This is a genomic window from Nonomuraea sp. CA-143628 (genome assembly GCF_050942315.1).
GTDB lineage: Bacteria > Actinomycetota > Actinomycetes > Streptosporangiales > Streptosporangiaceae > Nonomuraea.
On record NZ_CP192072.1, the window covers coordinates 10,472,505 to 10,492,563 of the forward strand.

Here is a 20,059-nt window from a genome sequence, read left to right on the forward strand (position 1 = left end):
TCAATTTTCGAACACTATGCGTAGTCATTCGATAACGTTCCGCGCATGGTCACCGCCCAACACGAGGCGCTTCACCGGATCTTCCAGGAAGACCCCTCTCTGTTCGCCCGTACCTTCGAGCGCCTCCTCGACATCCCCCTCCCCGCCGACTGTTCGGTCTCCGTCATCGACACCGACCTCACCGAGCTCTCCCCGATCGAGCGCCGGGTCGACACGGTGCTTCAGCTGAAGACCGACCTCGGAGACCACTTGGTCATCATCGAGGCCCAGACCGGCGCCAAACCCAAGAAGTCCAGCAGCTGGGCTTATTACGTGAGCTACCTGCATGCCAAACACCGCTGCCCGGTCATCCTGGTGGTGGTGTGCCTGGACGGGATCACCGCCCGCTGGGCCCGGCGCCCGAAGACGATCGGCCTGCCTGACAGGCCGACCCTGACCCTCCAGCCGATCGTGCTGGGTCCCGACAACGTCCCGGCGATAACCGACGTGGCCGAGGCGTCGGCCGACGTGTGGCTCACCGTCTTTTCCGCACTCACGCACGGGCGTTCGCCAGAGGTCGCTGACATACTTGAAGTCCTGGCCACAGCCCTGGACACGATCGACCCCGGCACCGCCGGCTACTGCGCCGAACTCACCGAAGTGGGCCTCGGCGACACGGACGCCCGACAACTCTGGAGAACACTGATGTCGACCAAGACGTACCGCTACCAGTCCGAATTCGCCCAGCAGCTCCGCGCAGAAGGCCATGCAGAGGGCGAGGCCAAGATGCTGCTACTGATCCTCAACGACCGAGGCATCACCATCTCCGAGGAGGCTCGCGAGCGCATCCGCACCTGCACCGACGTAGCCGTCCTCGAATCATGGGCCCACCAGGCCCTGACCATTACCTCCGCCGACGAGCTCTTCACCTGACAGAACCTCAGACCCGAGGCCGTCGGGGCTGTCGGTTTACACCGGTCGGCTTTCGTGATGGATTCGGGCAATGACCGTACAAGGGACGTGCGACCCCAGGTTCTCCCAGGTCGCGGACGAGTTCGATCGCAACCTCGCACTTCGCGGCGAGGTCGGCGCGTCGGTGTGCGTGGTGCTCGACGGTGAGATGGTCGTCGATCTCTGGGGTGGCCAGGCCGCGCCCGGCGTCCCCTGGCTGCACGACACCATCGGCCATGTCTGGTCATGTACGAAGGGCGCCACGGCGCTCTGCGCGCACATGCTGGCCGCGCGCGGTGAGCTGGATCTCGACGCCCCCGTCGTCCGCTACTGGCCCGAGTACGGCGCCCATGGCAAGCAGGCGACGCTGGTCAGGCATCTGCTCTCGCACCAGGCGGGGGTTCCGGTGTTGCGCGAGCCGCTGGCGCCCGGCGCGTTCTACGACTGGAAGCTGATGGTCGATCGGCTGGCCGGCGAGCGGCCGTTCTGGGAGCCGGGCAGCAGGCACGGCTATCACGCGCTGACGTTCGGGTTCCTGGTCGGCGAGGTCGTCCGCAGGGTGAGCGGGCGCTCGCTCGGCACGTTCTTCCGCGAGGAGGTGGCCGAGCCGCTCGGCCTGGACTTCTGGCTGGGCCTGCCCGAGGAGCAGGAAGGCCGGGTGGCGCCCACGATCCCCGCCGACCCGCCGTCGGACCCGCCCATGTTCTACGTCCAGGCGTTCACCGATCCCGCCTCGATTCCGGGGCTGCTGCTGGCCAACGAGGGCGGCTACATGACGACCCCCGGCGAGTCGGACAGCCGCGAGGCGCACGCGGCCGAATACGGCGCCGTCGGCGCGGTGACGAATGCCAGGGGTCTGGCGGGCATGTACCGGCCGCTGTCCCTCGGGGGTGGCGAGCTCGTGACCGAGGAGCAGCTGGCCGTCATGGGGCTGACCGCCTCGGCCGGGACCGACGCGGTGCTGGCCGTGCCGACCCGGTTCTCGACCGGGTTCATGAAGGCGGTCGACAACAGGTACCTGCCGCCCGCCGACAGCGAGGGCGCGCTGCTGTCGGCGACCGCGTTCGGGCACGCGGGCATGGGCGGCTCGCTCGGCTTCTGCGACCCGGCGGCCCGGCTGGCCTTCGGCTACACGATGAACAAGCAGGGCATCGGACTCGGCGTCAACCCGCGCGGCCAGGCCCTGGCGGACGCCACTTATCGGGCGCTCGGCTACCAGCAAGCGTATGGAGGTATTTGGTACGCGCCGAGGGATTAATCGCGCGATACCCTGGCTTGTCATTACGCATTCCAGGAGCGAGCGGCATGTTCTTCGGTATCACGGATCTCTCGACCTACGTCCTCGGTGCCTTCCTCATCATCCTGCTGCCGGGCCCCAACTCCCTGTACGTCCTGAGCGCGGCCGCCCAGCATGGGGTGCGGCACGGCTACCGGGCCGCGGCGGGCGTCTTCGTCGGTGACACGGTGCTCATGGCCTTCACGGCCGCGGGCGCGGCGTCCCTGCTGCGCTCCAGCCCGGTGCTGTTCAGCATCGTCAAGTACGCGGGCGCCGGCTACCTGGCGTGGATCGGCTTCCAGATGCTGCGGAGTGCGTGGCGCGCCTGGCGCTCCCGGCCCGGCATCGCCGAGACCGCTGACACCGCCCCGGCCGAGACCGCTGACGCGGAAATCCCGGGCAACCGGCTCCGCCCGTTCCGCAAGGCGCTGACGATCAGCCTGCTCAACCCCAAGGCGATCCTCTTCTTTGTCTCCTTCTTCATCCAGTTCGTGGATCCGGGCTACACCGCGCCCGTGCTGTCGTTCCTCATCCTGGGCGCGATCATCCAGGTCTTCAGCCTGCTCTACCTCACCGCGCTCATCCTCGGGGGCACTTTCCTGGCCACCCAGTTCCGCGCCCGAAGAAAACTTAGCGCGGGCTTGACCTCGGGTGTCGGCGCCCTGTTCCTCGGTTTCGGGGCCAAGTTGGCGACCACTTCACTGAGCTGAAACCGCGCGTACGGCGGGGCTCAAGCGAACTTTGGTTGAGTGACGATCGGCGGCGGCGCGCCACCCGCGCCGCACCGAGTCGGACAGCCACAAACTCATGGAACGTGGCAAAAGAGGCAGTGGCATACCGATTCGTCGGGTACGGTAAGCCACCGGCAGACCCGGAGTAACCAATTCGTAATCTCCACCGGTCCGTCCGGGAAGCCTGGTCTCCCGAAGCTCGGGTAGTTCGCTGATCGTCGGCCAATTTGCGGAGCAGTCGTGAATCACCCTCCCGTAACCCTGCCGCGTCTGACCGCTCTTGCGCGACAGGCGGTGCCTCGGCTGCTCGAAGGCGTGGTCGCGCCGCTCGCCGTGTTCTACGCCGCCCTGGCCGTACTGGGGCTCAACGGGGCGCTGGCCGCGGCCGTCTCCTGGGTCTACCTCGGCGTCGCCTGGCGGCTGATCAGGGGCATCCGGGTGCCCGCCACGATGATCCTGGCCGCGATCGCGATCACCGCGCGCGCCGCCGTGGGCTTCTGGACCGGCAGCTGGGTGGTCTACTTCATCCAGCCGGAGCTGGGCACGCTCTGCATCAGCGTGGCCTTCCTGGCCTCGGTGCGGCTCAACCGGCCGCTCGTGCAGAAGCTGACGCTCGACTACATCCACCTGCCGTCGGCGGTGCTCAAGCATGAGCGGGTCCGCAGGTTCTTCGCCAGGATCACACTGCTGTGGGCGTTCGTGCTGATGGCCAACTCGACGGTGAGCATCTGGCTCGCGCTGCACGAGTCGCTCAGCACGTTCATGCTGCTGCGCACGTCAGCAGTGGCCGTGATCAGCGGTCTCGCGATCGCCTTCTCGATCTTCGCCTTCAAGCGCCTCCTGCGCCGGCTGCACGTGGCCCACGCCTGACCGTTCGGCCAGCAGGAACGCCCCGCACATCGCCATCACCAGCCCGGTCAGCGTGCCGAACAGCTCCACCAGGCCCTCCACGCCGGTCATCCTCGCACCGAGCGGCCCGGCGGTGACCGTGAGGATCATCGCGTAGAGCCCCCAGCCGAACATGACGCCCGTGCCGAGCCAGCCCACGACCAGCGGGGGCCAGAACGCCCTGGGGCCGCGGCCTCCGACAAGAAGCAGCAGCGCGATCCCCGCCCCGAGCGCGAGCAGGCCCTTGAAGCCGTCCTGCAGCGCCTGCTCCGGCGCTGGATAACCGGCGGCCCAGTACAGGCGGGTCGCGCCGAGTACGGCCGACACCGGTAGCGCCCCTCTGGCGACGACGGTCTGGAACGACCTGGTCGGGCTCGCGTAGCCGTACCCCAGAGCCGTGGAGAAGACGACGGGCCACCGATCCCTGGCGTACAGGACGAACGCCACCATCAACCCCACGCCCTGCCCGATGAACCCGCCGTAGACCATCATGTACACCCAGGGCGCGATGGGCCCGTCCGTCACGAAGATCGACGGGCCGGAGACCAGAACGCTGACCGGCACCGTGACGATCACCACCGACAGCAGGCCGGTGCCGACCCAGAGGGGTAGCAGCACCAGCCAGGCGGGCAGCCGCATGCCCCGCCGCGTGGTGAACGCCAGCGCCAGCAGCAGCGCGACCGCGTCCATGCCGAACGTCATGACGTTCAGCCCGACCATCGCCGGATCGTTCATGAACGCCGGGTCGGAGACGCCCACCGGATGGCCGGTCAGCCAGAAGATCTTCAGAGTCAGGTACGGGAGCATGGCGGCCATCGCCACGACCGCCGCCGTGATGCGGCCGATTCCGGCCTTCTGGGGAGTCATGTGCCAACAGTGCGCCTCCCCGCTCCGGTCATCCCTCCCACGGCGGAGGGATCCCTCTCACCCGTCAGGGGGAACCGGGGTAGGGGAACTACCCTGACGAAAGTCAGGGTGGTGCTGGATAAACCATCCCCGGTGGTGTTAACCCCACCCAAAAGCCGCCCATCCACACTCCTGTGCTGGTAGCGGCGACCCGCTTTGATCGAAGAGTGTCGCCCGGAGGTCGTATGACCGCCCCTGACGAAAGTCGGGGGTCAAGTGTGCCGATCGACTGATGTGCCGTGACCTGCGGAGTTTCTAGCTTCAAAAGGTGCGGGCCCTGACCCCTGTCGGGGTGGGGCACGCGTTCGACCGGGGTGATCCCCGATGTCCCACGGCACCTCATGCGGACACGCTGTGAGGGCGCCTCAACGATCGGAGTACACGCAATGTCGCACGCCATTCTGGAACTGGTCCAGCAGGTGATGTCGTCACCTTGGCTGTACGTGGCGCTGTTCGCGCTGGCGCTGCTCGACGGGTTCTTCCCGGTCGTGCCGGCGGAGACCGCGGTGATCACCGCGGCCGTCTTCGCCGCCTCGGGGCAGACGAACCTGGCGTTGGTGATCGTGGTGTCCGCGCTGGGCGCCTTCGCGGGCGACCACGTCTCCTACCTGATCGGCAAGAAGTCGGGCGGGCGGCTGCGGCACCGCAAGGCGTTCGTGTGGGCCGGGAACGCACTGGCCGAGCGCGGCGGGATGATCCTCGTGGCCGCTCGCTACATCCCCGGCGGGCGCACCGCGACGACGCTGACCATGGGCGCCGTACGCCATCCGCTGCGTTCCTTCACCTTCTTCGACGCGATCGCGGCCGCCTCGTGGGGCCTGTACTCCGGCCTGATCGGCTTCTTCGGCGGGATGGCCTTCGAGAACGACCCGATCAAGGGACTGCTGCTCGGCCTGGGCATCGCCCTGTCCGTCACCGGCATCGTCGAGGTCATCCGGTGGTCGCGGAAGCGACGCGCCACCCAGGCTTCCCCGGAGCGCCTTCCGGTGGACACGTCTGTTTGACCTCGCCCGGTAACCATCTGTTTGAGAGGAGTGGGCATGACTGTCCTGGCCGCCGTTATCGCCCTGGTCGGTTCCCTGTTCTTCGCGCTCGGCGCCGCGCTTCAGCAGTTCGAAGCGGCCGGTACGACCAAGCCCACCCTGCTCATGCTGTTGCGGAGGCCGCGCTGGCTGCTCGGCGGCCTGTCGATCCTGTCCGGCGGCGGCCTGCACATCGTCGCCCTCGGCCTGGGCCCGCTGACCGTCGTGCAGCCGATGGGGGTGGCGAGCCTGCTGTTCGCGCTGCCGATCGCCGCCGCGCTGCACGGCCGCCGGCCCTCCCGCAAGGAACTGACCGCCGCGGGTGTGGTGGCGGCCGGGCTGATCGGCCTGGTCCTGCTGGTGCCCGCGGCCGAAGGCCCGACGTACCTGAGCCCGAACGGCGTACTGACGTTGCTGGCGGTCGCCGGCATCGCGTCGGTGCTGCTCTGGGCGGGCTCGAAGATCGCCTCACCGGCGGGCCGGGCGGCGCTGCTGGCCACCAGTTCGGGCGTGCTGTACGGCGCCACGGCCACGCTCATGCGGGCGCTGGTCGACGGCTCCTGGAACTGGTGGTACCTGCTGGCGATGCCGGTGCCCGCGCTGCTGGCGCTGATGATGCTCCAGCGGGCCTACGCCGTCGGTCACTTCGGCGTCTCCTTCGCCTCGCTGCAGATCGCCGACCCGCTCACGGCGGTCGCCTTCGGCGCGCTGCTGCTGGGCGAGCCGCTGCCCTCCGGACTGGCCCCGATCGCGGCGGCGGCGCTGACCGCGGCGGGGACCTTCGCACTGGCTCGCACCACTCCGCTGGAGGCGCGCCACTGACCTTCCCACCGGCTCGCACCACCCCGTTGGCGGCGCGCCACCAACCTGCCCCCGAATCTCCTACCCCCCACCACCTACTCCCGCACCGGCCTTCCCCAGCCGGTCGGCGATCACCCTTTCGACTGGAGTCCCTTGTCATGGTCATGCCCCTGCGCACCAACACCGCCCAGCGCACAGAGCTCGCGCCCGCCCCCGCGCGCCCGCGGCGCATCCTGATCTCCACCGACACCTACCCGCCCGACGTCAACGGCACCGCCGTCTTCACCTACCGCCTGGCCAGCGGCCTGGCCGCGCGCGGCAACGAGGTGCACGTCGTCTGTCAGTCGGACCAGGGACCGGCCACGGCCGACGTGGTCGACGGCGTGGTGGTGCACCGGCTGCGCTCGGCGCCCCTCCTGGTCCACCCCACCATGCGGGTCACCGTCCCCACCCGGCTGGACTGGCTGATGAACGCCGTCCAGCCCGACGTCCTGCACTCCCAGGGCCACTTCGTCGTCGGCCGGGCCGCCATCGCCGCCGCCCGTCGCCGCCAGGTGCCCATTGTGGCCACCAACCACTTCATGCCGGACAACCTCTTCCAGTTCGGCCACATCCCCGACCGGCTCCGGCAGAAGGCCGGTCAACTGGCCTGGCGCGACTTCGCCCGGATCTTCGACCGCGCCGACCGCATCACCACGCCGACGCCGCTGGCCGCCAAGCTGCTGGCCGACCAGGGCTTCGCCCGCGAGGTGGAGCCGGTGTCCTGCGGCATCGACCTGGCCCGCTTCTACCCGCACGCCGAGCCCAAGGCGTGGGCCCGCAAGCTGTTCGACCTGCCCGACCGCCCCACCGCCCTGTTCGTCGGCCGTCTGGACGAGGAGAAGCGCCTCGACGAGCTCGTCCGCGCGCTGCCGTACGTGCTCAACGAGACCGACGCGCAGATCGCGCTCGTCGGGCAGGGCAACCAGCGGCCGGAGCTGGAGCGGCTGGCCGAGCGCATCGGGGTCCGCGAGCGGGTGTTCTTCCTCGGCTACGTGCCCGACGAGAACATGCCGCAGGCCTTCGCCGCGGCCGACCTGTTCGCCATGCCGAGCGTCGCCGAGCTGCAGAGCATCGCGACTCTGGAGGCCATGGCCAGCGGGCTCCCCGTGGTCGCGGCGAACGCCATGGCCCTGCCGCACCTGGTGGCGGACAACGGCTACCTGTTCGAGCCGCGGGACGTCATGTCGCTGGCCCGCCACATGACCACCATCCTCACCGACGAGGACCTGCGTGCCCGCCTCGGCAAGGCGAGCCGCGACCTGGCCCTCACGCACGACCACCAGAACTCCCTGGCCCGCTTCGAGAAGATCTATGACGAGGTGACCCGATGACCCAGACGGACCTCCCAGGTCGCGGCGTGGAGCCGGTTTCGGTGACCGTGCCGGTGGTGAGCGCCGTGACCGGCGCGCTGGCCGCCGTTGCCGCGCTCGGCTACGCGCAGTTCGCGCTGCCCGGCCAGCCGCTGCTGAGCGACTACGCGCTGGTCCCCGGCGGGATGGCGCCCGTGCTGATCGGCATGCTCGCGCTGGCCGGGTCCTGCCTGTCCCTCGCGTACGCGCTGGCGACCCGTGAGCCCGCCCGCAGCGCGGCCGCCAGGGTGCTGCTGCTGGCCGCCACGGCCGGGTTGATGCTGAGCGCGGTCTTCCCCACCGACCCCGGCGACGCGGCGATCGGCTCGCTGGCGGGTGAGATCCACCGCTGGTCCTCGGCCGTCATCTTCACCACCCTGCCCGTGGCCGGCTGGACCCTGGCCAGGGGCCGCGCGCCCCTGCCGAAGTGGAACCGGGTCAAGGCGCTCAGCGTGACCTCGGTGGTGGCGCTGGTCGCCTACCTGACCGCGCACCCGGCCGCGTTCACCTCGCCGCTGATCGGCGGCGGCTCCTACTACGGGCTGCTGGAGCGTGGTGTGGTGCTGGCCGACATCGCGCTGGTCGTGTGCATGGCCGTGACCGCCGTGGAACGGCGCTCCTCGGTCCGGCCGGCGGCCCGGCCCGCCCCGACCGAGAACCCCGAACGCCCCGAACGCCTGGCGGCCTGACGCGCCGACGCATCGCCTCGCCCGGCGACCCGCCAGACGACGCTTCCCAGCGGCCCGCCAGTCCGACGCTTCCCGGCGGTCTGACGCGCCGACACTTCGCCCGGCGTCGAAGGGATTCCGGCCTAGCGTGGTCCCATGCTCATCACCCGCCATGCCGAAGCCGTATCGGTGCTGGCCGACACCCGTTACGTACCGCCTCCGGTGCGCCAGGACGCCCCCTACGGGACGCTCGCCTGGCTCCGTTCCCAGGTGTCCCGGTTCAGCACCGGCGAGGTCCACGCCGAGCGACGCCGTCTGGTCACCGAACGACTCGCCACGCTCGACCCGGCCGTGCTGAGACAGGCCGCCACGGCGAAGACGCTGGAGCGGGGCGGCGACTGGCCGGGCGTCCCGACGGCGGTGCTCGGCGCCGCGCTCGGGATCACCGACGAGAAGCGGCTGACGGGAGCGGTGACGGCCGCCGCCACGGGCTACCTGTCGGGCGAGGCCGGGCCCGAGGCCGACGCCGCGGTGGCCGAGCTGGTCGAGCTCCTGTCCGGCGCGGGCGACCCGATCCCCGGGCTCACCATTCTCCTGCAGGCCCACGCCGCCACGACGGCCCTAATCACGAACGCGCTCACCCACGCCGAACCCGGCGACGACACCGACGGCCTGCTGCACGAGACACTCCGCCATGATCCGCCGCTCAAGGCCAGCCGCAGGCTCGACCGCCGGACGGGCGAGGAGGTCACGATCGACCTGGTGGCCGCCAACCGCGACCCGGCCGTCTTCCAGCAGCCCGAGCGGTTCGACGTCTCGCGCGGCGCGACGCCCCACCTGACGTTCGGCTCGGGCGTGCGCCCCTGCCCGGCCTCCGCCCACGCGCTCGCCCTGGCGGCCGGCGTGCTGGAGGCGATCCTGCGACCGAAGGACATCCGATGAGCACCGCCTTCCGCGACCTGCACCGGCCGGGCGACCCGCTGCTGCTGCCCAACGCCTGGGACTACGGGTCCGCCGCCATGCTGGCCGCGCAGGGCTTCCCGGCGATCGGCACCACCAGCCTCGGCGTGGCCGCCGTGCACGGCAAGCCGGACGCCGCGAGCGCCACCAAGGCGGAGACGATCGAACTGGCCGAGCTGCTCAGGGACCTCGGCGTCCTGGTCACCGTCGACATCGAAGGCGGCTTCAGCGACGATCCGGCACAGGTGTCCGACCTGGTCGCGGCGCTCGCGGCCCTGGGCGTCGCGGGCGTCAACCTGGAGGACGGCCGGCCCGACGGCACGCTGCGGCCGATCGGGCTGCACCAGCGGATCATCGAGGCGGCCAAGGGCCACGGCGTGTTCGTCAACGCCCGGACCGACACCCACTGGCTGAAGACGGGCGACACGCGGGAGCGGGTGAGCGCCTACAGGCACGCCGACGGCGTCTTCGTCCCCGGCCTGCGCGAGCTGGGGGAGATCGCCGAGGTGGTGGCGGGCACGCCGCTGCCGGTCAACGTGCTCTTCCTGCCCGACGGGCCCACGCTGGCCCAGCTCGCCTCGGTGGGCGTCGCCAGGGTGAGCACCGGGTCGCTGCTGTACCGGGCCTCGCTGCACGGGGCGTTGACTAGCCTGCTGGCCGTACAGGAGAAGACGGCACCACCGGCGCCGACGTACGCGGAGATCGTCGCGATGCTGCCGGAACCGCGATAGCGGGCGGGCGCGGAGACCGTCGCGATGCTGCCAGGATCGCGCTGGCGGACGGACACGGAGACCGTCGGACCGCGACAGCCGTCACACCCGGAGATCGCCGCGATCTTCGCGGGGCCGCGATAATCGAGGTATGCGCTTCGAAATCCTCGGCCCGGCGCGGGCGCTGGGTGAGGACGGCGAGCCGGTCGCGCTCGGCGGCCCCCGGGTGCGGGGGCTGCTCACGCTGCTGGCGCTCGACGCGGGCCGGGTCATCGGCGCCGAGCGGCTGGCCGCCGCCCTGTACGGCCCGCAGCCGCCCGAGGGCGTGGCCAACGCGCTGCAGGCGCAGGTGTCGAGGCTGCGCCGGGCGCTGGGCAAGGACCGGGTGGAGTTCCACCCGGCGGGCTACCGGCTGACGGCCGACCCGCAGGACGTCGACGCGCACCGGTTCGAGCGGCTGGCCGGCGACGGCAGGCTCGCCCTCGGCGCGGGCGACCCCCGCCGCGCGGCGTCACTGCTGCGCGAAGCCCTGGCGCTGTGGCGAGGTGCGCCGCTCTCCGACGCCCCGCACGCGGAGGCGGCCGCCGCCGGGCTGGAGGAGCTGCGCCTGGCCGCCGTCGAGGACCGCGTCCAGGCCGACCTGGAGCTGGGCGCCCACCGCGAGCTGGTCGCCGAGCTGCGGCGGCTCACGGCCGCCCACCCGCTGCGCGAGCGGATGCGGGCCCAGCTCATGCGCGCCCTGTACGGCAGCGGCAGGCAGGCCGAGGCGTTGACCGCCTACGCCGACGCCCGGCGGATCCTCGACGAGGAGCTGGGCGTCGAGCCGGGAGCGGAGCTGGCCGCGGCGCACTTAGCCGTACTCAGGGCCGACCCTTCGCTGGCGGCCACCGCGGCGGCCGTGAGCAGGCAGGGCCTGCGCGCCCAGCTCACCAGCTTCGTCGGCAGGGCCGAGGAGCTGCGCCAGGTGGGCGCCCAACTGGAGACGGCCAGGCTCGTCACGCTCATCGGATCCGGCGGGGCGGGCAAGACCCGGCTCGCGATGGAGGCCGCCGAGCGGGCCACCGGCGACGTCTGCGTCGTGCAGCTCGCGCCCGTCACCGACCCCGCCGACGTACCGAAGGCGGTGCTCGCGGCGCTCGACATCCGCGACACCCGGCTGTCCGGCCACGACCGGCCCGCCGTCGACCCCGTGGCCCGCCTGCTCGCCGCGCTCGCCGACCGCGCGCTGCTGCTGGTACTCGACAACTGCGAGCACCTCGTCGCGGCCGCGGCCGAGCTGACCGACCTGCTGCTGGCCTCCTGCCCCGCACTGCGGGTGCTGGCGACCAGCCGCGAGGCCCTGGGCATCACCGGCGAGTCCCTGCTGCCCGTGGCGCCCCTGCGGCTGCCGCCGCCCGACGCCGCGAACCCCCTCGACTACCCCGCCGTCCGGCTGTTCGCCGACCGGGCGGCCGCGGTCCGGCAGCCGGTCGATGAGACGAACCTGGCCCAGGTGTCCGGCATCTGCCGGGCGCTCGACGGGCTGCCGCTCGCGATCGAGCTGGCGGCCGCGCGGTTGCGCACGATGTCGGTCGGCGACGTGGCGGCGCGGCTCGACGACCGGTTCCGGTTGCTGGCCCGCGGCAGCCGTACGGCCCTGCCCAGGCACCAGACGCTCCGCGCGGTCGTGGCGTGGAGCTGGGACCTGCTCGACGAGCGGGAGCAGCGGATGGCCAGGCGGCTGACGGTGTTCGTGGGCGGCGCCACGCCCGGGTCCGCGGAGCGGGTGTGCGGGCTGCCGGAGGAGGTGCTGTTCTCGCTGGCGGAGAAGTCGCTGGTCGAGGCCGTGGACGGCCGCTACTGGATGATGGAGACGATCCGGGCCTTCTGCGCCGAGAAGCTCGCGGAGTCGGGCGAGACCGAGGTGGTGCGCGAGGCGCACGCCGACTGCTACCTGGCGCTGGCCGTCGAGGCCGACGGGCACATGCGCAAGGCCGAGCAGCTGGAGTGGCTGGCGCGCCTCGACGAGGAGAGCGACAACCTGGCCGCCGCCGTACGTTGGGCGGCCGAGACCGGCCGGGAGGCGCTGGGCATACGGATCCTCGCCTATTCCGCCTACTACTGGTGGATGCGCGGCCACCGGGGCACCAGTGCGAGCCTGGCCGACGGGCTGATCGCCGATATGGGCAGCACCCCGCCCGAGGGGCTCGAAGAGGAGTACGCCATGTGCGTCCTGGTCGCGGCCTGGGGCAGGCAGCCGGGTGACGAGCTACGTGCCCGGCTGGACAAGCTCCGCAGCCTGCTGCCGGTCGCCTACCTGCCGATGCGGCTGGAGTCCCTGACGATGATGCTGCCGATGTTCGCCGGCCCGCCCGACGACTACGAGGGCCTCCAGAAGCTGGTGGCCCAATACTCCGGCACCATGACACCCTGGTCGCGGGCTCTGACGTACTGCGGCTTCGCGTTCATGCTGCAGATCATCGGCCGTGGTGACGAGGCCAGGGCCGAGTTCGAGCGGGCGCTGACCGCGTTCCGGGCACTCGGCGAGCGCTGGGGCGCCACGCTGGCGCTCAGCGGGCTCAGCGAGCTGGCCTACGAGCAGGGTGACTACGCGGCCTCCCGCGACCTGGCCGACCAGGGCCTGCGGGCGTCCGGGGAGCTGGGCGCCAAGGTGGACATGGCCGAGTGCCTGTGCCTGCGCGGGGACTCCGTGGCCCGGCTGGGTGACCTCGACGGGGCGCGGGCCGACTATCTGCGGGCCGCCGAAATGGCCCGTCGGATCGGCTCCGGCGACACGATGGCCAGGGCGCACGTGGGGCTGGGCGAGCTGGCGATGCTCCGGGGCGACCGCGACGAGGCCCGCGCGCTCATGGAGCAGGCCCTGACCGAATGCCCTGGCGACTGGTACAGCGCGGGAGAGGTCCGCGCCCGCATCCAGGCCGGGCTGAGCGAGCTCGGGGAGATCGTCAGCGAGCGGTAGGCGATCGGTCAGCGCCTCCGATCATGGTGGTCCGCATGCGCACCATCAATGGCAAATGGTCCTGCCTGGCCGTCGCGTGCCTGGCCAGCCTCCTCCTCTCGCTCGACATGACGGTCCTGCACCTGGCCCTGCCCAGACTGGTCGGCGACCTCGGCGCGAACGCCACGCAGCTCCTGTGGATCGGCGACATATACGGCTTCGCGCTCGCGGGGCTGCTCGTCACGATGGGCAACCTCGGCGACCGCGTCGGCCGCAAGCGCCTGTTGCTCATCGGCGCCGCCGCGTTCGGGGCGGCCTCGGCGGTGACCGCCTACGCCCCCAATCCGGAGCTGCTCATCGCGGCCAGGGCGCTGCTTGGCGTGGCCGGAGCGACGATCATGCCGTCGACGCTGTCGATCATCCGCAACGTCTTCACCGATCCCGGGGAGCGGACCGCCGCCGTCGGCCTCTGGAGCGGGATGAGCGCCGCCGGATTCGCCGTGGGGCCGGTCATCGGCGGGCTGCTGCTCGACCACTTCTGGTGGGGCTCGGTCTTCCTGATCAATGTGCCGATCATGGCGCTGGTGCTGGTCGGCGGCGTTCTCGTACTGCCGGAGTCACGCAACCCCGACGCCGGCCGCATCGACCTGCCGAGCGTGGCACTCTCCTTCGTCGGCATCGTGGCGACCGTCTACGCGATCAAGGAGGCGGCTCACCAGGGGTTCGCGCACGCCAGTGTGCCGGTGGCGGCCGTGCTGGGCGTGGCGTGCCTGGGGCTGTTCGGGTGGCGGCAGACCAGGCTGGCGGAGCCGCTGATCGACGTGCGGCTGTTCAGGAACCGGGCCTTCAGCGCGTCGATCGGCACCAACCTGCTGGCGATCTTCACGATGACCGCCATGTCGCTGATGTCCGCCTGGTACTTCCAGCTCGTGCTCGGCTGGACGCCGCTTCAGGCCGGGCTGGCGAGCCTGCCGGGCGGGCTCTGCGGCGCGATCAGCGGCATGCTGGCGGGCCGGGTCATCGGACTCCTGGGCAGGAACGGCGTCGTGGCGCTCGGCCTGGCGCTGGCCGCGGGCGCGTTCCTCTGCTACAGCACGTTCGGGCTCGACACGAGCCTGCTCGTCATACTCGCTCCGCAGTTCCTCAGCGGGATCGGGATCGGGTTCGCCTTCACCGTCAACCACGACAACGTGCTGGCCACCGCGCCCAAGGAGCGGGCCGGGGCGGCGGCCGCGGTGTCGGAGACGGCGTTCGAGCTGGGCGGGGCGCTGGGCATCGCCATCCTGGGCACCCTGCTGAACAGCTCCTACAGCGCCGGCCTGCGCCTGCCCGCCGGAGTGCCGGACGAGGCCGCCAGGGAGTCGATCGCGGGCGCGCTGCACACGGCCCAGGCGCTGCCCGCGCCACAGGCCGGGCAGCTCATTGAGGCGGCCCGGGTCGCCTACGTCGAGGCCGTCCAGGTCACGGCGCTGGCCACCGCCGCGATGCTGGCCGTGGTGGCGGTGCTCGCGCTGGTGGGGCTGCGCGGCGTGCCCAAGGTCATTCCCGAGACGGTGTCCGAGACGGCCAGGGTCTGAATGACCGTCACAGGTGCTCGCTCAGGAAATCCGCTGTCGCGTCGACGGCCAGCGTGACGTACGGCTCCTGGTCGTAGAGGTCGATGTGCTGCTTGGCGTCGACCCAGACGAGCTTCTTGGGCTGGTCGAGCCGCCGGAACGCCTCCTCCGCGCCCTCCGGCGAGCAGAACCGGTCCACCACGCCGTGCACGATCAGCGCCGGTTTGGGCGACAGGAAGTCGGCGCCCATCACGTTGTCCATGGTGATCAGCTCGCGCACACTGGCCCGGGTGACCTCGTTCGCCCAGGTCGCCGACGCGGCACGCGCGCCGCCGTAGTAGGCGTACGGCTCGTCGCCGGGCATGGCCGCCTCGCCCTCCTGCGCCACGGCGGGCAGGTATTCGACCGGCCCACCGAGGTCCTGACGCTCCAGCGCCTCGGTGAAGGAGGCCAGGGCCGCCTGGTAGTCCATGCCCGAGCGCATCGCGTAGGGGTTGTTGTAGGCCCCGGCGATCCCGGCGAAGACCTTCACCCGGGGATCGAAGGCGGCGAACCGCAGCGCGTATCCCCCGCCCAGGCAGATGCCGATCGCGCCGATCCGCGCCGCGTCCACCTCGGGTCGAGACCGCAGGAGAGACACCGCGGCCCGCAGGTCGCCCAGCTTCCCCTGCGGGTCCTCGTGGCGGCGCGGTTCTCCGCCGGACTCGCCCCAGTTGCGGTGGTCGAAGGCCAGGGTCGCGTAGCCCCGCGCGGTCAGCCGCTCCGCGTAGAGCCCGGTGACCTGGTCACGCACTCCGGTGAACGGTCCGGTGAACACCAGACCCGGCCACGGGCCCGTTCCCTCGGGCACCCGCAGGTCCCCGGCCAGCACGATCCCGTCAGCGGTGAACTCAACCCTCATAGGTCTATGATCCCGCCTTCCACGGGTTACGGGCCTTTGGCGAGTTATGAGCCTTTGACCGGGCTACCGGTCTTTGGCGGGTTATGAGTCGAAGCCGAGGCCCATCCGGTCGAGCGCGCGCAACCAGAGGTTGCGCCTGCCCTCGTGCTGATCGGCCTGGGCGATCGACCAGCGGGTGAACTGGATCACCCCGGACCGCACCGGCTCCGGTGGGAACGGGATCGGCTTCTCGCGTACCATCCGCAGCTCTGTCCGCTCGGTGCGCTCGCCCGAGAGCAGGTCGAGCATCACGTTCGCGCCGAAGCGGGTGGCACCGACGCCCATGCCGGTGTAGCCGACGGCGTAGGCCAGCCGACCGGCGTGCGCCTGGCCGTAGAAGGCGCTGAACCGGCTGCAGGTGTCGATCACGCCGCCCCAGCGATGCGTGAAGCGCACGTCTTCGAGCTGCGGGAACGTAGTGGCGAAGTGCCCGGCGAGTTTGACGAACGTCTCGTCGCGCTGGTCGTACTCCGGCTTGACCAGGCCGCCGTTGTAGTAGACGGCGTCGTAGCCGCCCCACAGGACGCGGTTGTCGTCGGTCAGCCGGTAATAGTGGAACTGGTTGGCCCCGTCGCCGACGCCCTGCCGGTTGCGCCAGCCCACCTCGGCGAGCTGCGCCTCGGTCAGCGGCTCGGTCATGAGCGCGTAGTCGTACACCGGCACCACGAAGTGCTTGAGCCGCCGCAGCAGCGGCGGGAACACGCCGGTGCCGAGCGCGACGCGACGGCCGGTGGCGACGCCGTGCGGGGTGCGCACGCTGATCGTGACGCCGTCGTCGACCAGCGAGCGGACCGGGCTGCGCTCATAGACCCGGACGCCGAGCGACACGCAGGCCTCGCGCAGCCCCCAGGCCAGCCGGGCGGGGTCGAGCATGGCGCAGCCGCCGCGGTCCCAGAACCCACCCAGGTAGGTGGGCGAGTTCACCTCGGCCCGCACCTGCTCCTGGTCGAGCGGCACGTAGTCGAGGCCGAGCTCGGAGATGAGATCCTCGGAGAAGAGATCGAGGTGCTCGTTGAGCGCGTCGAGCTGCCATGGCTCGGTGGCGACGTTCAGCTCGCCGGTCCGCTCGAAGGAGCAGTCGATGCCGTAGCGCTCCAGCGTCCGCTCGATCTCGTCGAGGTTGGCCACGCCGAGGCGTTCGAGCCGGTCGATCTCGTCGGGCCAGCGTTCGAGGCCGTTGGGCAGGCCATGGGTGAGGGTCGCCATGCAGAAGCCGCCGTTGCGGCCGGAGGCCGCCCAGCCGATCCTGCGGCCTTCGAGCAGGACGACGTCCTGGTCAGGGTCGCGTTCCTTGGCCAGCAGGGCGGTCCACAGCCCGGTGAAGCCGCCGCCGACCACGACGAGGTCGGCGCCGGTGTCTCCGAGGAGCCGCGGTCGCGGCTCCGGTCTGGCCGGACTGTCCAGCCAGTACGGCTTGCGCTCCGCGTCAGCAAGCGCCTTCAGCGGATCCACACATTCCACTTCCCCACAGATCAGGTTCGAGGATTTTCAGGCACGACGGCGAGCCGAGACCGAGGTGGCGATGGCGATCAGTACCCCGACGCCGAAGATCAGCGTACCCATGACGTTGACCTGCGGCGGGATGCCGGTCTTGACGGACCCGACGATCCACAGCGGGAAGGTGACGGTGGAGCCGTTGACGAAGCTGGTCACCACGTAGTCGTCAATCGACAGCGCGAACGACAGCATCGCCCCCGCCAGCACGCCCGGCAGGATCGACGGCAGCGTCACCTGCCGGAAGGTCCCCCAGCTGGTCGCCCCGAGATCCTTGGCCGCCTCCTCCAGCGCCGGATCCAGCACGATCACCCTGGCCCGTACGGTGACGACGACGAACGACAGCGAGAACAGCACGTGCGAGACGATGATCGTGTTCGCGTCGCGCGGCACGTTGCCCGAGACGAACAGCGACAGCAGCGACGCCCCCATGACCAGCTCGGGCGTCGAGATCGCGGCGAACACCAGGAAGTTCGTCACCCCCTGGCCCCGGAAGCGGTAGCGGCCGATGGCCAGTCCCAGCATGGTGCCGATCACGACCGTGATAAGCGTGCTGACCAGGGCGATCACCAGCGAGTTCTGCAGTGCGACGGTCAGGTCGGAGATGTCGAAGAGCCGGTCGTACCACTTGAGGGTGAAGCCCTGCCAGGTGGTGTTCGACTTGCTCTTCTTGTCGTTGAACCCGAACAGGATCATCACGGCGATCGGCGACGACAGCCAGACGATGATCAGCCAGGTGTAGGCGTGCAGCAGCCGGTCCCCGAGCCCGCGGCCCCTCATCGAGCCGCCGCCTCGAGGACGTTCTCGGTGCCGAGCGCCTTGGCGTAGATGAAGATGCCGACGAGCAGCACGGCCATCAGCGTGAATGACAGTGCCGAGGCCGTCGGGTAGTCGAGGTTCGTCAGATACTGGGTCTGGATGATGTTGCCGATCATCGTGTTGGACGTGCCGCCGAGGATCTGCGCGTTGACCGGGTCCGCCGTGGCGGGCACGAACGTCATCAGCACCCCGGCGAACACCCCCGGCAGCGACAGCGGCAGCACCACCCTGCGGAAGGCCGCCGTGCGCGAGGCGTACAGGTCGTAAGCCGCCTCGATGACCCGCGGATCGACCCGCTCCAGCGCCACGTAGATCGGCAGGATCATGAACGGCAGGAAGTTGTAGGTCAGCCCGCCCACCACCGCGAACGTCGTGGCCAGCACGTGGAAGCCGGCGGGCAGCACGCCCCAGCTCTTCAGCGGGCCGAACAGGACGCCGTCGTCGGCCAGCAGGAAGCCCCACGAGATCGTCCGCAGCACGAACGACACGAAGAACGGCAGCAGCAGCAGGAACAGGTACATCGACTTGCGCGCGCCGCCCTTGAAGGCGATCCAGTACGCCACGGGGTAGCCGATGACCAGCATCGCCACCGTGGCCAGTCCGCCGTACAGGAGGGAGCGCAGGAGCTGCGGGCTGTAGCGGCTGAGCGCGTCGGTGTAGTTGGAGAAGCTGAACGTCATGGCGAAGCCGTCGATCGCGTTGCCCGTCTGCAAGGACACCGACGCCATGGCGGCCATCGGCACGACCAGGAAGATTCCCAGCCACATCCAGCTCGGCAGCGCCAGCAGGTAGGGGGTGAGCCGCCTCATCGGCTACGCCTGCGTGATCGACTGGAAGATCGGGTTGAACACCTGCTCCTGCTTGGTGGTCAACTTGGTGTAGGTGCGCAGCTTGGCGTAGTCGGCCTCCGACGGGAACATCAGCGGGCTGTCGACCATGTCCTCCAGCGACTTCTTCGCTTCGCCCGTCGCCTTCCCGGCCTTCTCCCGCAGCAGATCCTGTACGGCCGGCACCGGCGTGACGTACTGGATGAACTCATCCAGCTCGGCGGCGACGGCCGGCTGGTAGAGGTAGTCCATGAGGATGAGCGCGTCGAGCGGGTTGGCGGCGTTCTTGGGGATGAGCATGTTGTCGGTCCAGATCGTGCCGCCCTCCTCGGGCACGACGAACTTGACCGGCTCACCGGCCAGCTGCCGCTGGAAGACGTCGCCCGACCAGGCCATGCTGATCCAGACGTCGCCCTTGGACACGGCATCGATGTAGCTCTGGTCGTAATATTTCCGGACAATTCCGGCGTCGCGTTGGGCCTTGAGCTTCGCCCCGGCCTTCTGCCAGTCGGCCTCGGTCGACTTCTCCGGGTCCAGGCCCAGGGCGAACATGCCGAAGTTGGCGATCTCCTGCGCGTCGCTCATCATGCCGACCCGACCCTTGTACTTCGGATCGAAGAGCGCCTCGATGCTCTTGGGCTCGTCCTTGACGTACTTGGTGTTGTAGGCGATCCCCGTCACACCCGAGGTGTACGGCATCGTGTAGACGTTGCCGGGGTCGTAGGCGCGATCCTTGTACTTGTCACCGACGTTGGCCAGGAAGTTCGGCATCTGCGAGTGGTCGAGCGCCGTGACGTAGCCCAGGTCGATCATGTGCTGGAGCTGGACGCCGTTGGTCATCACGACGATGTCGAAGCCGAGCGACTGGCCCGCCCTGAGCACGGGGTCGGCCTTGCCGAAGAACTCGGCGTTCTCCTGGATGACCTCCTTGTACTCGTACGAGATGCCGGTGGCCTGCTGGAACTTCTTCAGCGGCGCCTGGTCCTCGGGCATGTACTCGGGCCAGTTGGCGAAGACCACGCGGCCGTGCTTGGTCTGCTTGGCCCAGAACTCCTTGACGGCGTCGGCCTTGGGTGGCGCCGCCTTCTTGCCCTGCACGCCGCAGGCGGCCAGGGCGAGCCCGGCGGCGGACAGACCGGCGATCCTGAAGGCGTCTCGACGGGTACGGGCTTGGGTCATGCCCCTCAGGAGGGCTGGGTTGA

The 20,059-nt window shown here is 70.4% G+C and carries 18 protein-coding genes; 12 read left to right on the forward strand and 6 right to left on the reverse strand.

Annotation, left to right across the window (positions count from 1 at the left end; translation table 11 throughout):
• The first annotated feature begins 45 nt into the window (after positions 1 to 45).
• From ACQP2T_RS47440 to ACQP2T_RS47455, 4 genes are all read left to right on the forward strand, one after another.
• Positions 46 to 912: a hypothetical protein gene (locus ACQP2T_RS47440; RefSeq protein ID WP_433511401.1), complete on the forward strand. Its 867-nt coding sequence runs from the start codon at positions 46 to 48 to the stop codon at positions 910 to 912.
• A 70-nt stretch (positions 913 to 982) separates the two neighbouring features.
• The gene (locus tag ACQP2T_RS47445; RefSeq protein WP_433511402.1) at positions 983 to 2,188 is read left to right on the forward strand and encodes a serine hydrolase domain-containing protein; all 1,206 of its coding nucleotides are present in this window, start codon (positions 983 to 985) and stop codon (positions 2,186 to 2,188) included.
• 47 nt (positions 2,189 to 2,235) lie between these two features.
• Positions 2,236 to 2,916, forward strand: coding sequence for a leucine efflux protein LeuE (gene leuE, locus ACQP2T_RS47450; RefSeq protein WP_433511403.1), 681 nt, complete (start codon positions 2,236 to 2,238; stop codon positions 2,914 to 2,916).
• Between the two features lie 261 nt (positions 2,917 to 3,177).
• Positions 3,178 to 3,807 carry a VC0807 family protein gene (locus tag ACQP2T_RS47455; RefSeq protein ID WP_433511404.1) on the forward strand — a complete coding sequence of 210 codons (630 nt, stop codon included), beginning with the start codon at positions 3,178 to 3,180 and terminating at the stop codon, positions 3,805 to 3,807.
• Here the strand turns inward: ACQP2T_RS47455 and ACQP2T_RS47460 are convergent.
• Entirely contained in the window at positions 3,715 to 4,692 is a 978-nt protein-coding gene (locus ACQP2T_RS47460; RefSeq protein ID WP_433511405.1) for a hypothetical protein, read from the reverse strand. The two genes, ACQP2T_RS47455 and ACQP2T_RS47460, sit on opposite strands and share 93 nt — an antisense overlap.
• 425 nt (positions 4,693 to 5,117) lie before the next feature.
• Here ACQP2T_RS47460 and ACQP2T_RS47465 point away from each other — a divergent pair, with 425 nt between their 5' ends.
• The 8 genes from ACQP2T_RS47465 to ACQP2T_RS47500 all read left to right on the forward strand — a co-directional run bounded on the left by ACQP2T_RS47465 (position 5,118) and on the right by ACQP2T_RS47500 (position 14,798).
• Positions 5,118 to 5,735, forward strand: coding sequence for a DedA family protein (locus tag ACQP2T_RS47465; RefSeq protein ID WP_433511406.1), 618 nt, complete (start codon positions 5,118 to 5,120; stop codon positions 5,733 to 5,735).
• Between the two features lie 36 nt (positions 5,736 to 5,771).
• Positions 5,772 to 6,575, forward strand: a complete 804-nt coding sequence (locus tag ACQP2T_RS47470; protein WP_433511407.1) for a DMT family transporter — start codon at positions 5,772 to 5,774, stop codon at positions 6,573 to 6,575.
• Positions 6,576 to 6,712: 137 nt separating this feature from the next.
• Entirely contained in the window at positions 6,713 to 7,927 is a 1,215-nt protein-coding gene (locus ACQP2T_RS47475) for a glycosyltransferase (protein WP_433511408.1), read from the forward strand.
• Complete coding sequence (locus ACQP2T_RS47480; RefSeq protein WP_433511409.1) at positions 7,924 to 8,634, forward strand: DUF998 domain-containing protein; 711 nt, start codon at positions 7,924 to 7,926, stop codon at positions 8,632 to 8,634. Before ACQP2T_RS47475 ends, ACQP2T_RS47480 begins: the two co-directional genes overlap by 4 nt.
• A 135-nt stretch (positions 8,635 to 8,769) precedes the next feature.
• Positions 8,770 to 9,555: a cytochrome P450 gene (locus ACQP2T_RS47485; RefSeq protein ID WP_433511410.1), complete on the forward strand. Its 786-nt coding sequence runs from the start codon at positions 8,770 to 8,772 to the stop codon at positions 9,553 to 9,555.
• Complete coding sequence (locus tag ACQP2T_RS47490) at positions 9,552 to 10,304, forward strand: isocitrate lyase/PEP mutase family protein (RefSeq protein ID WP_433511411.1); 753 nt, start codon at positions 9,552 to 9,554, stop codon at positions 10,302 to 10,304. The genes ACQP2T_RS47485 and ACQP2T_RS47490 overlap by 4 nt, the downstream gene beginning before the upstream one ends.
• Positions 10,305 to 10,434: 130 nt before the next feature.
• Complete coding sequence (locus ACQP2T_RS47495) at positions 10,435 to 13,242, forward strand: BTAD domain-containing putative transcriptional regulator (protein WP_433511412.1); 2,808 nt, start codon at positions 10,435 to 10,437, stop codon at positions 13,240 to 13,242.
• A 35-nt stretch (positions 13,243 to 13,277) separates the two neighbouring features.
• Positions 13,278 to 14,798 carry an MFS transporter gene (locus ACQP2T_RS47500; RefSeq protein WP_433511413.1) on the forward strand — a complete coding sequence of 507 codons (1,521 nt, stop codon included), beginning with the start codon at positions 13,278 to 13,280 and terminating at the stop codon, positions 14,796 to 14,798.
• Positions 14,799 to 14,805: 7 nt separating this feature from the next.
• On the opposite strand, the gene ACQP2T_RS47505 is transcribed toward ACQP2T_RS47500, so the two are convergent.
• The 5 genes from ACQP2T_RS47505 to ACQP2T_RS47525 all read right to left on the reverse strand — a co-directional run bounded on the left by ACQP2T_RS47505 (position 14,806) and on the right by ACQP2T_RS47525 (position 20,036).
• On the reverse strand, positions 14,806 to 15,678 hold the full coding sequence (locus tag ACQP2T_RS47505; protein WP_433511414.1) for an alpha/beta hydrolase: 873 nt from the start codon (positions 15,676 to 15,678) through the stop codon (positions 14,806 to 14,808).
• 81 nt (positions 15,679 to 15,759) lie between these two features.
• Positions 15,760 to 17,169, reverse strand: a complete 1,410-nt coding sequence (locus ACQP2T_RS47510) for an NAD(P)/FAD-dependent oxidoreductase (protein WP_433511415.1) — start codon at positions 17,167 to 17,169, stop codon at positions 15,760 to 15,762.
• 36 nt (positions 17,170 to 17,205) lie between these two features.
• Positions 17,206 to 17,991: an ABC transporter permease gene (locus ACQP2T_RS47515; RefSeq protein WP_433511416.1), complete on the reverse strand. Its 786-nt coding sequence runs from the start codon at positions 17,989 to 17,991 to the stop codon at positions 17,206 to 17,208.
• Positions 17,988 to 18,839 (reverse strand): ABC transporter permease, encoded by an 852-nt coding sequence (locus ACQP2T_RS47520; RefSeq protein WP_364012956.1) that lies wholly within the window; start codon positions 18,837 to 18,839, stop codon positions 17,988 to 17,990. Before ACQP2T_RS47520 ends, ACQP2T_RS47515 begins: the two co-directional genes overlap by 4 nt.
• A gap of 3 nt (positions 18,840 to 18,842) precedes the next feature.
• Complete coding sequence (locus ACQP2T_RS47525) at positions 18,843 to 20,036, reverse strand: polyamine ABC transporter substrate-binding protein (protein ID WP_433511417.1); 1,194 nt, start codon at positions 20,034 to 20,036, stop codon at positions 18,843 to 18,845.
• Between the last annotated feature and the right edge of the window lie 23 nt (positions 20,037 to 20,059).

Bases quoted from the DNA above. Each gene is read 5' to 3' on its own strand.
- ACQP2T_RS47485 (WP_433511410.1), top strand. From the start codon at position 8,770: ATGCTCATCACCCGCCATGCCGAAGCCGTATCGGTGCTGGCCGACACC.
- ACQP2T_RS47465 (WP_433511406.1), top strand. From the start codon at position 5,118: ATGTCGCACGCCATTCTGGAACTGGTCCAGCAGGTGATGTCGTCACCT.
- ACQP2T_RS47445 (WP_433511402.1), top strand. From the start codon at position 983: ATGACCGTACAAGGGACGTGCGACCCCAGGTTCTCCCAGGTCGCGGAC.
- ACQP2T_RS47520 (WP_364012956.1), bottom strand. From the start codon at position 18,839: ATGAGGCGGCTCACCCCCTACCTGCTGGCGCTGCCGAGCTGGATGTGG.
- ACQP2T_RS47470 (WP_433511407.1), top strand. From the start codon at position 5,772: ATGACTGTCCTGGCCGCCGTTATCGCCCTGGTCGGTTCCCTGTTCTTC.
- ACQP2T_RS47495 (WP_433511412.1), top strand. From the start codon at position 10,435: ATGCGCTTCGAAATCCTCGGCCCGGCGCGGGCGCTGGGTGAGGACGGC.
- ACQP2T_RS47525 (WP_433511417.1), bottom strand. From the start codon at position 20,036: ATGACCCAAGCCCGTACCCGTCGAGACGCCTTCAGGATCGCCGGTCTG.
- leuE (WP_433511403.1), top strand. From the start codon at position 2,236: ATGTTCTTCGGTATCACGGATCTCTCGACCTACGTCCTCGGTGCCTTC.
- ACQP2T_RS47475 (WP_433511408.1), top strand. From the start codon at position 6,713: ATGGTCATGCCCCTGCGCACCAACACCGCCCAGCGCACAGAGCTCGCG.
- ACQP2T_RS47440 (WP_433511401.1), top strand. From the start codon at position 46: ATGGTCACCGCCCAACACGAGGCGCTTCACCGGATCTTCCAGGAAGAC.
- ACQP2T_RS47490 (WP_433511411.1), top strand. From the start codon at position 9,552: ATGAGCACCGCCTTCCGCGACCTGCACCGGCCGGGCGACCCGCTGCTG.
- ACQP2T_RS47505 (WP_433511414.1), bottom strand. From the start codon at position 15,678: ATGAGGGTTGAGTTCACCGCTGACGGGATCGTGCTGGCCGGGGACCTG.
- ACQP2T_RS47500 (WP_433511413.1), top strand. From the start codon at position 13,278: ATGCGCACCATCAATGGCAAATGGTCCTGCCTGGCCGTCGCGTGCCTG.
- ACQP2T_RS47460 (WP_433511405.1), bottom strand. From the start codon at position 4,692: ATGACTCCCCAGAAGGCCGGAATCGGCCGCATCACGGCGGCGGTCGTG.
- ACQP2T_RS47480 (WP_433511409.1), top strand. From the start codon at position 7,924: ATGACCCAGACGGACCTCCCAGGTCGCGGCGTGGAGCCGGTTTCGGTG.
- ACQP2T_RS47515 (WP_433511416.1), bottom strand. From the start codon at position 17,991: ATGAGGGGCCGCGGGCTCGGGGACCGGCTGCTGCACGCCTACACCTGG.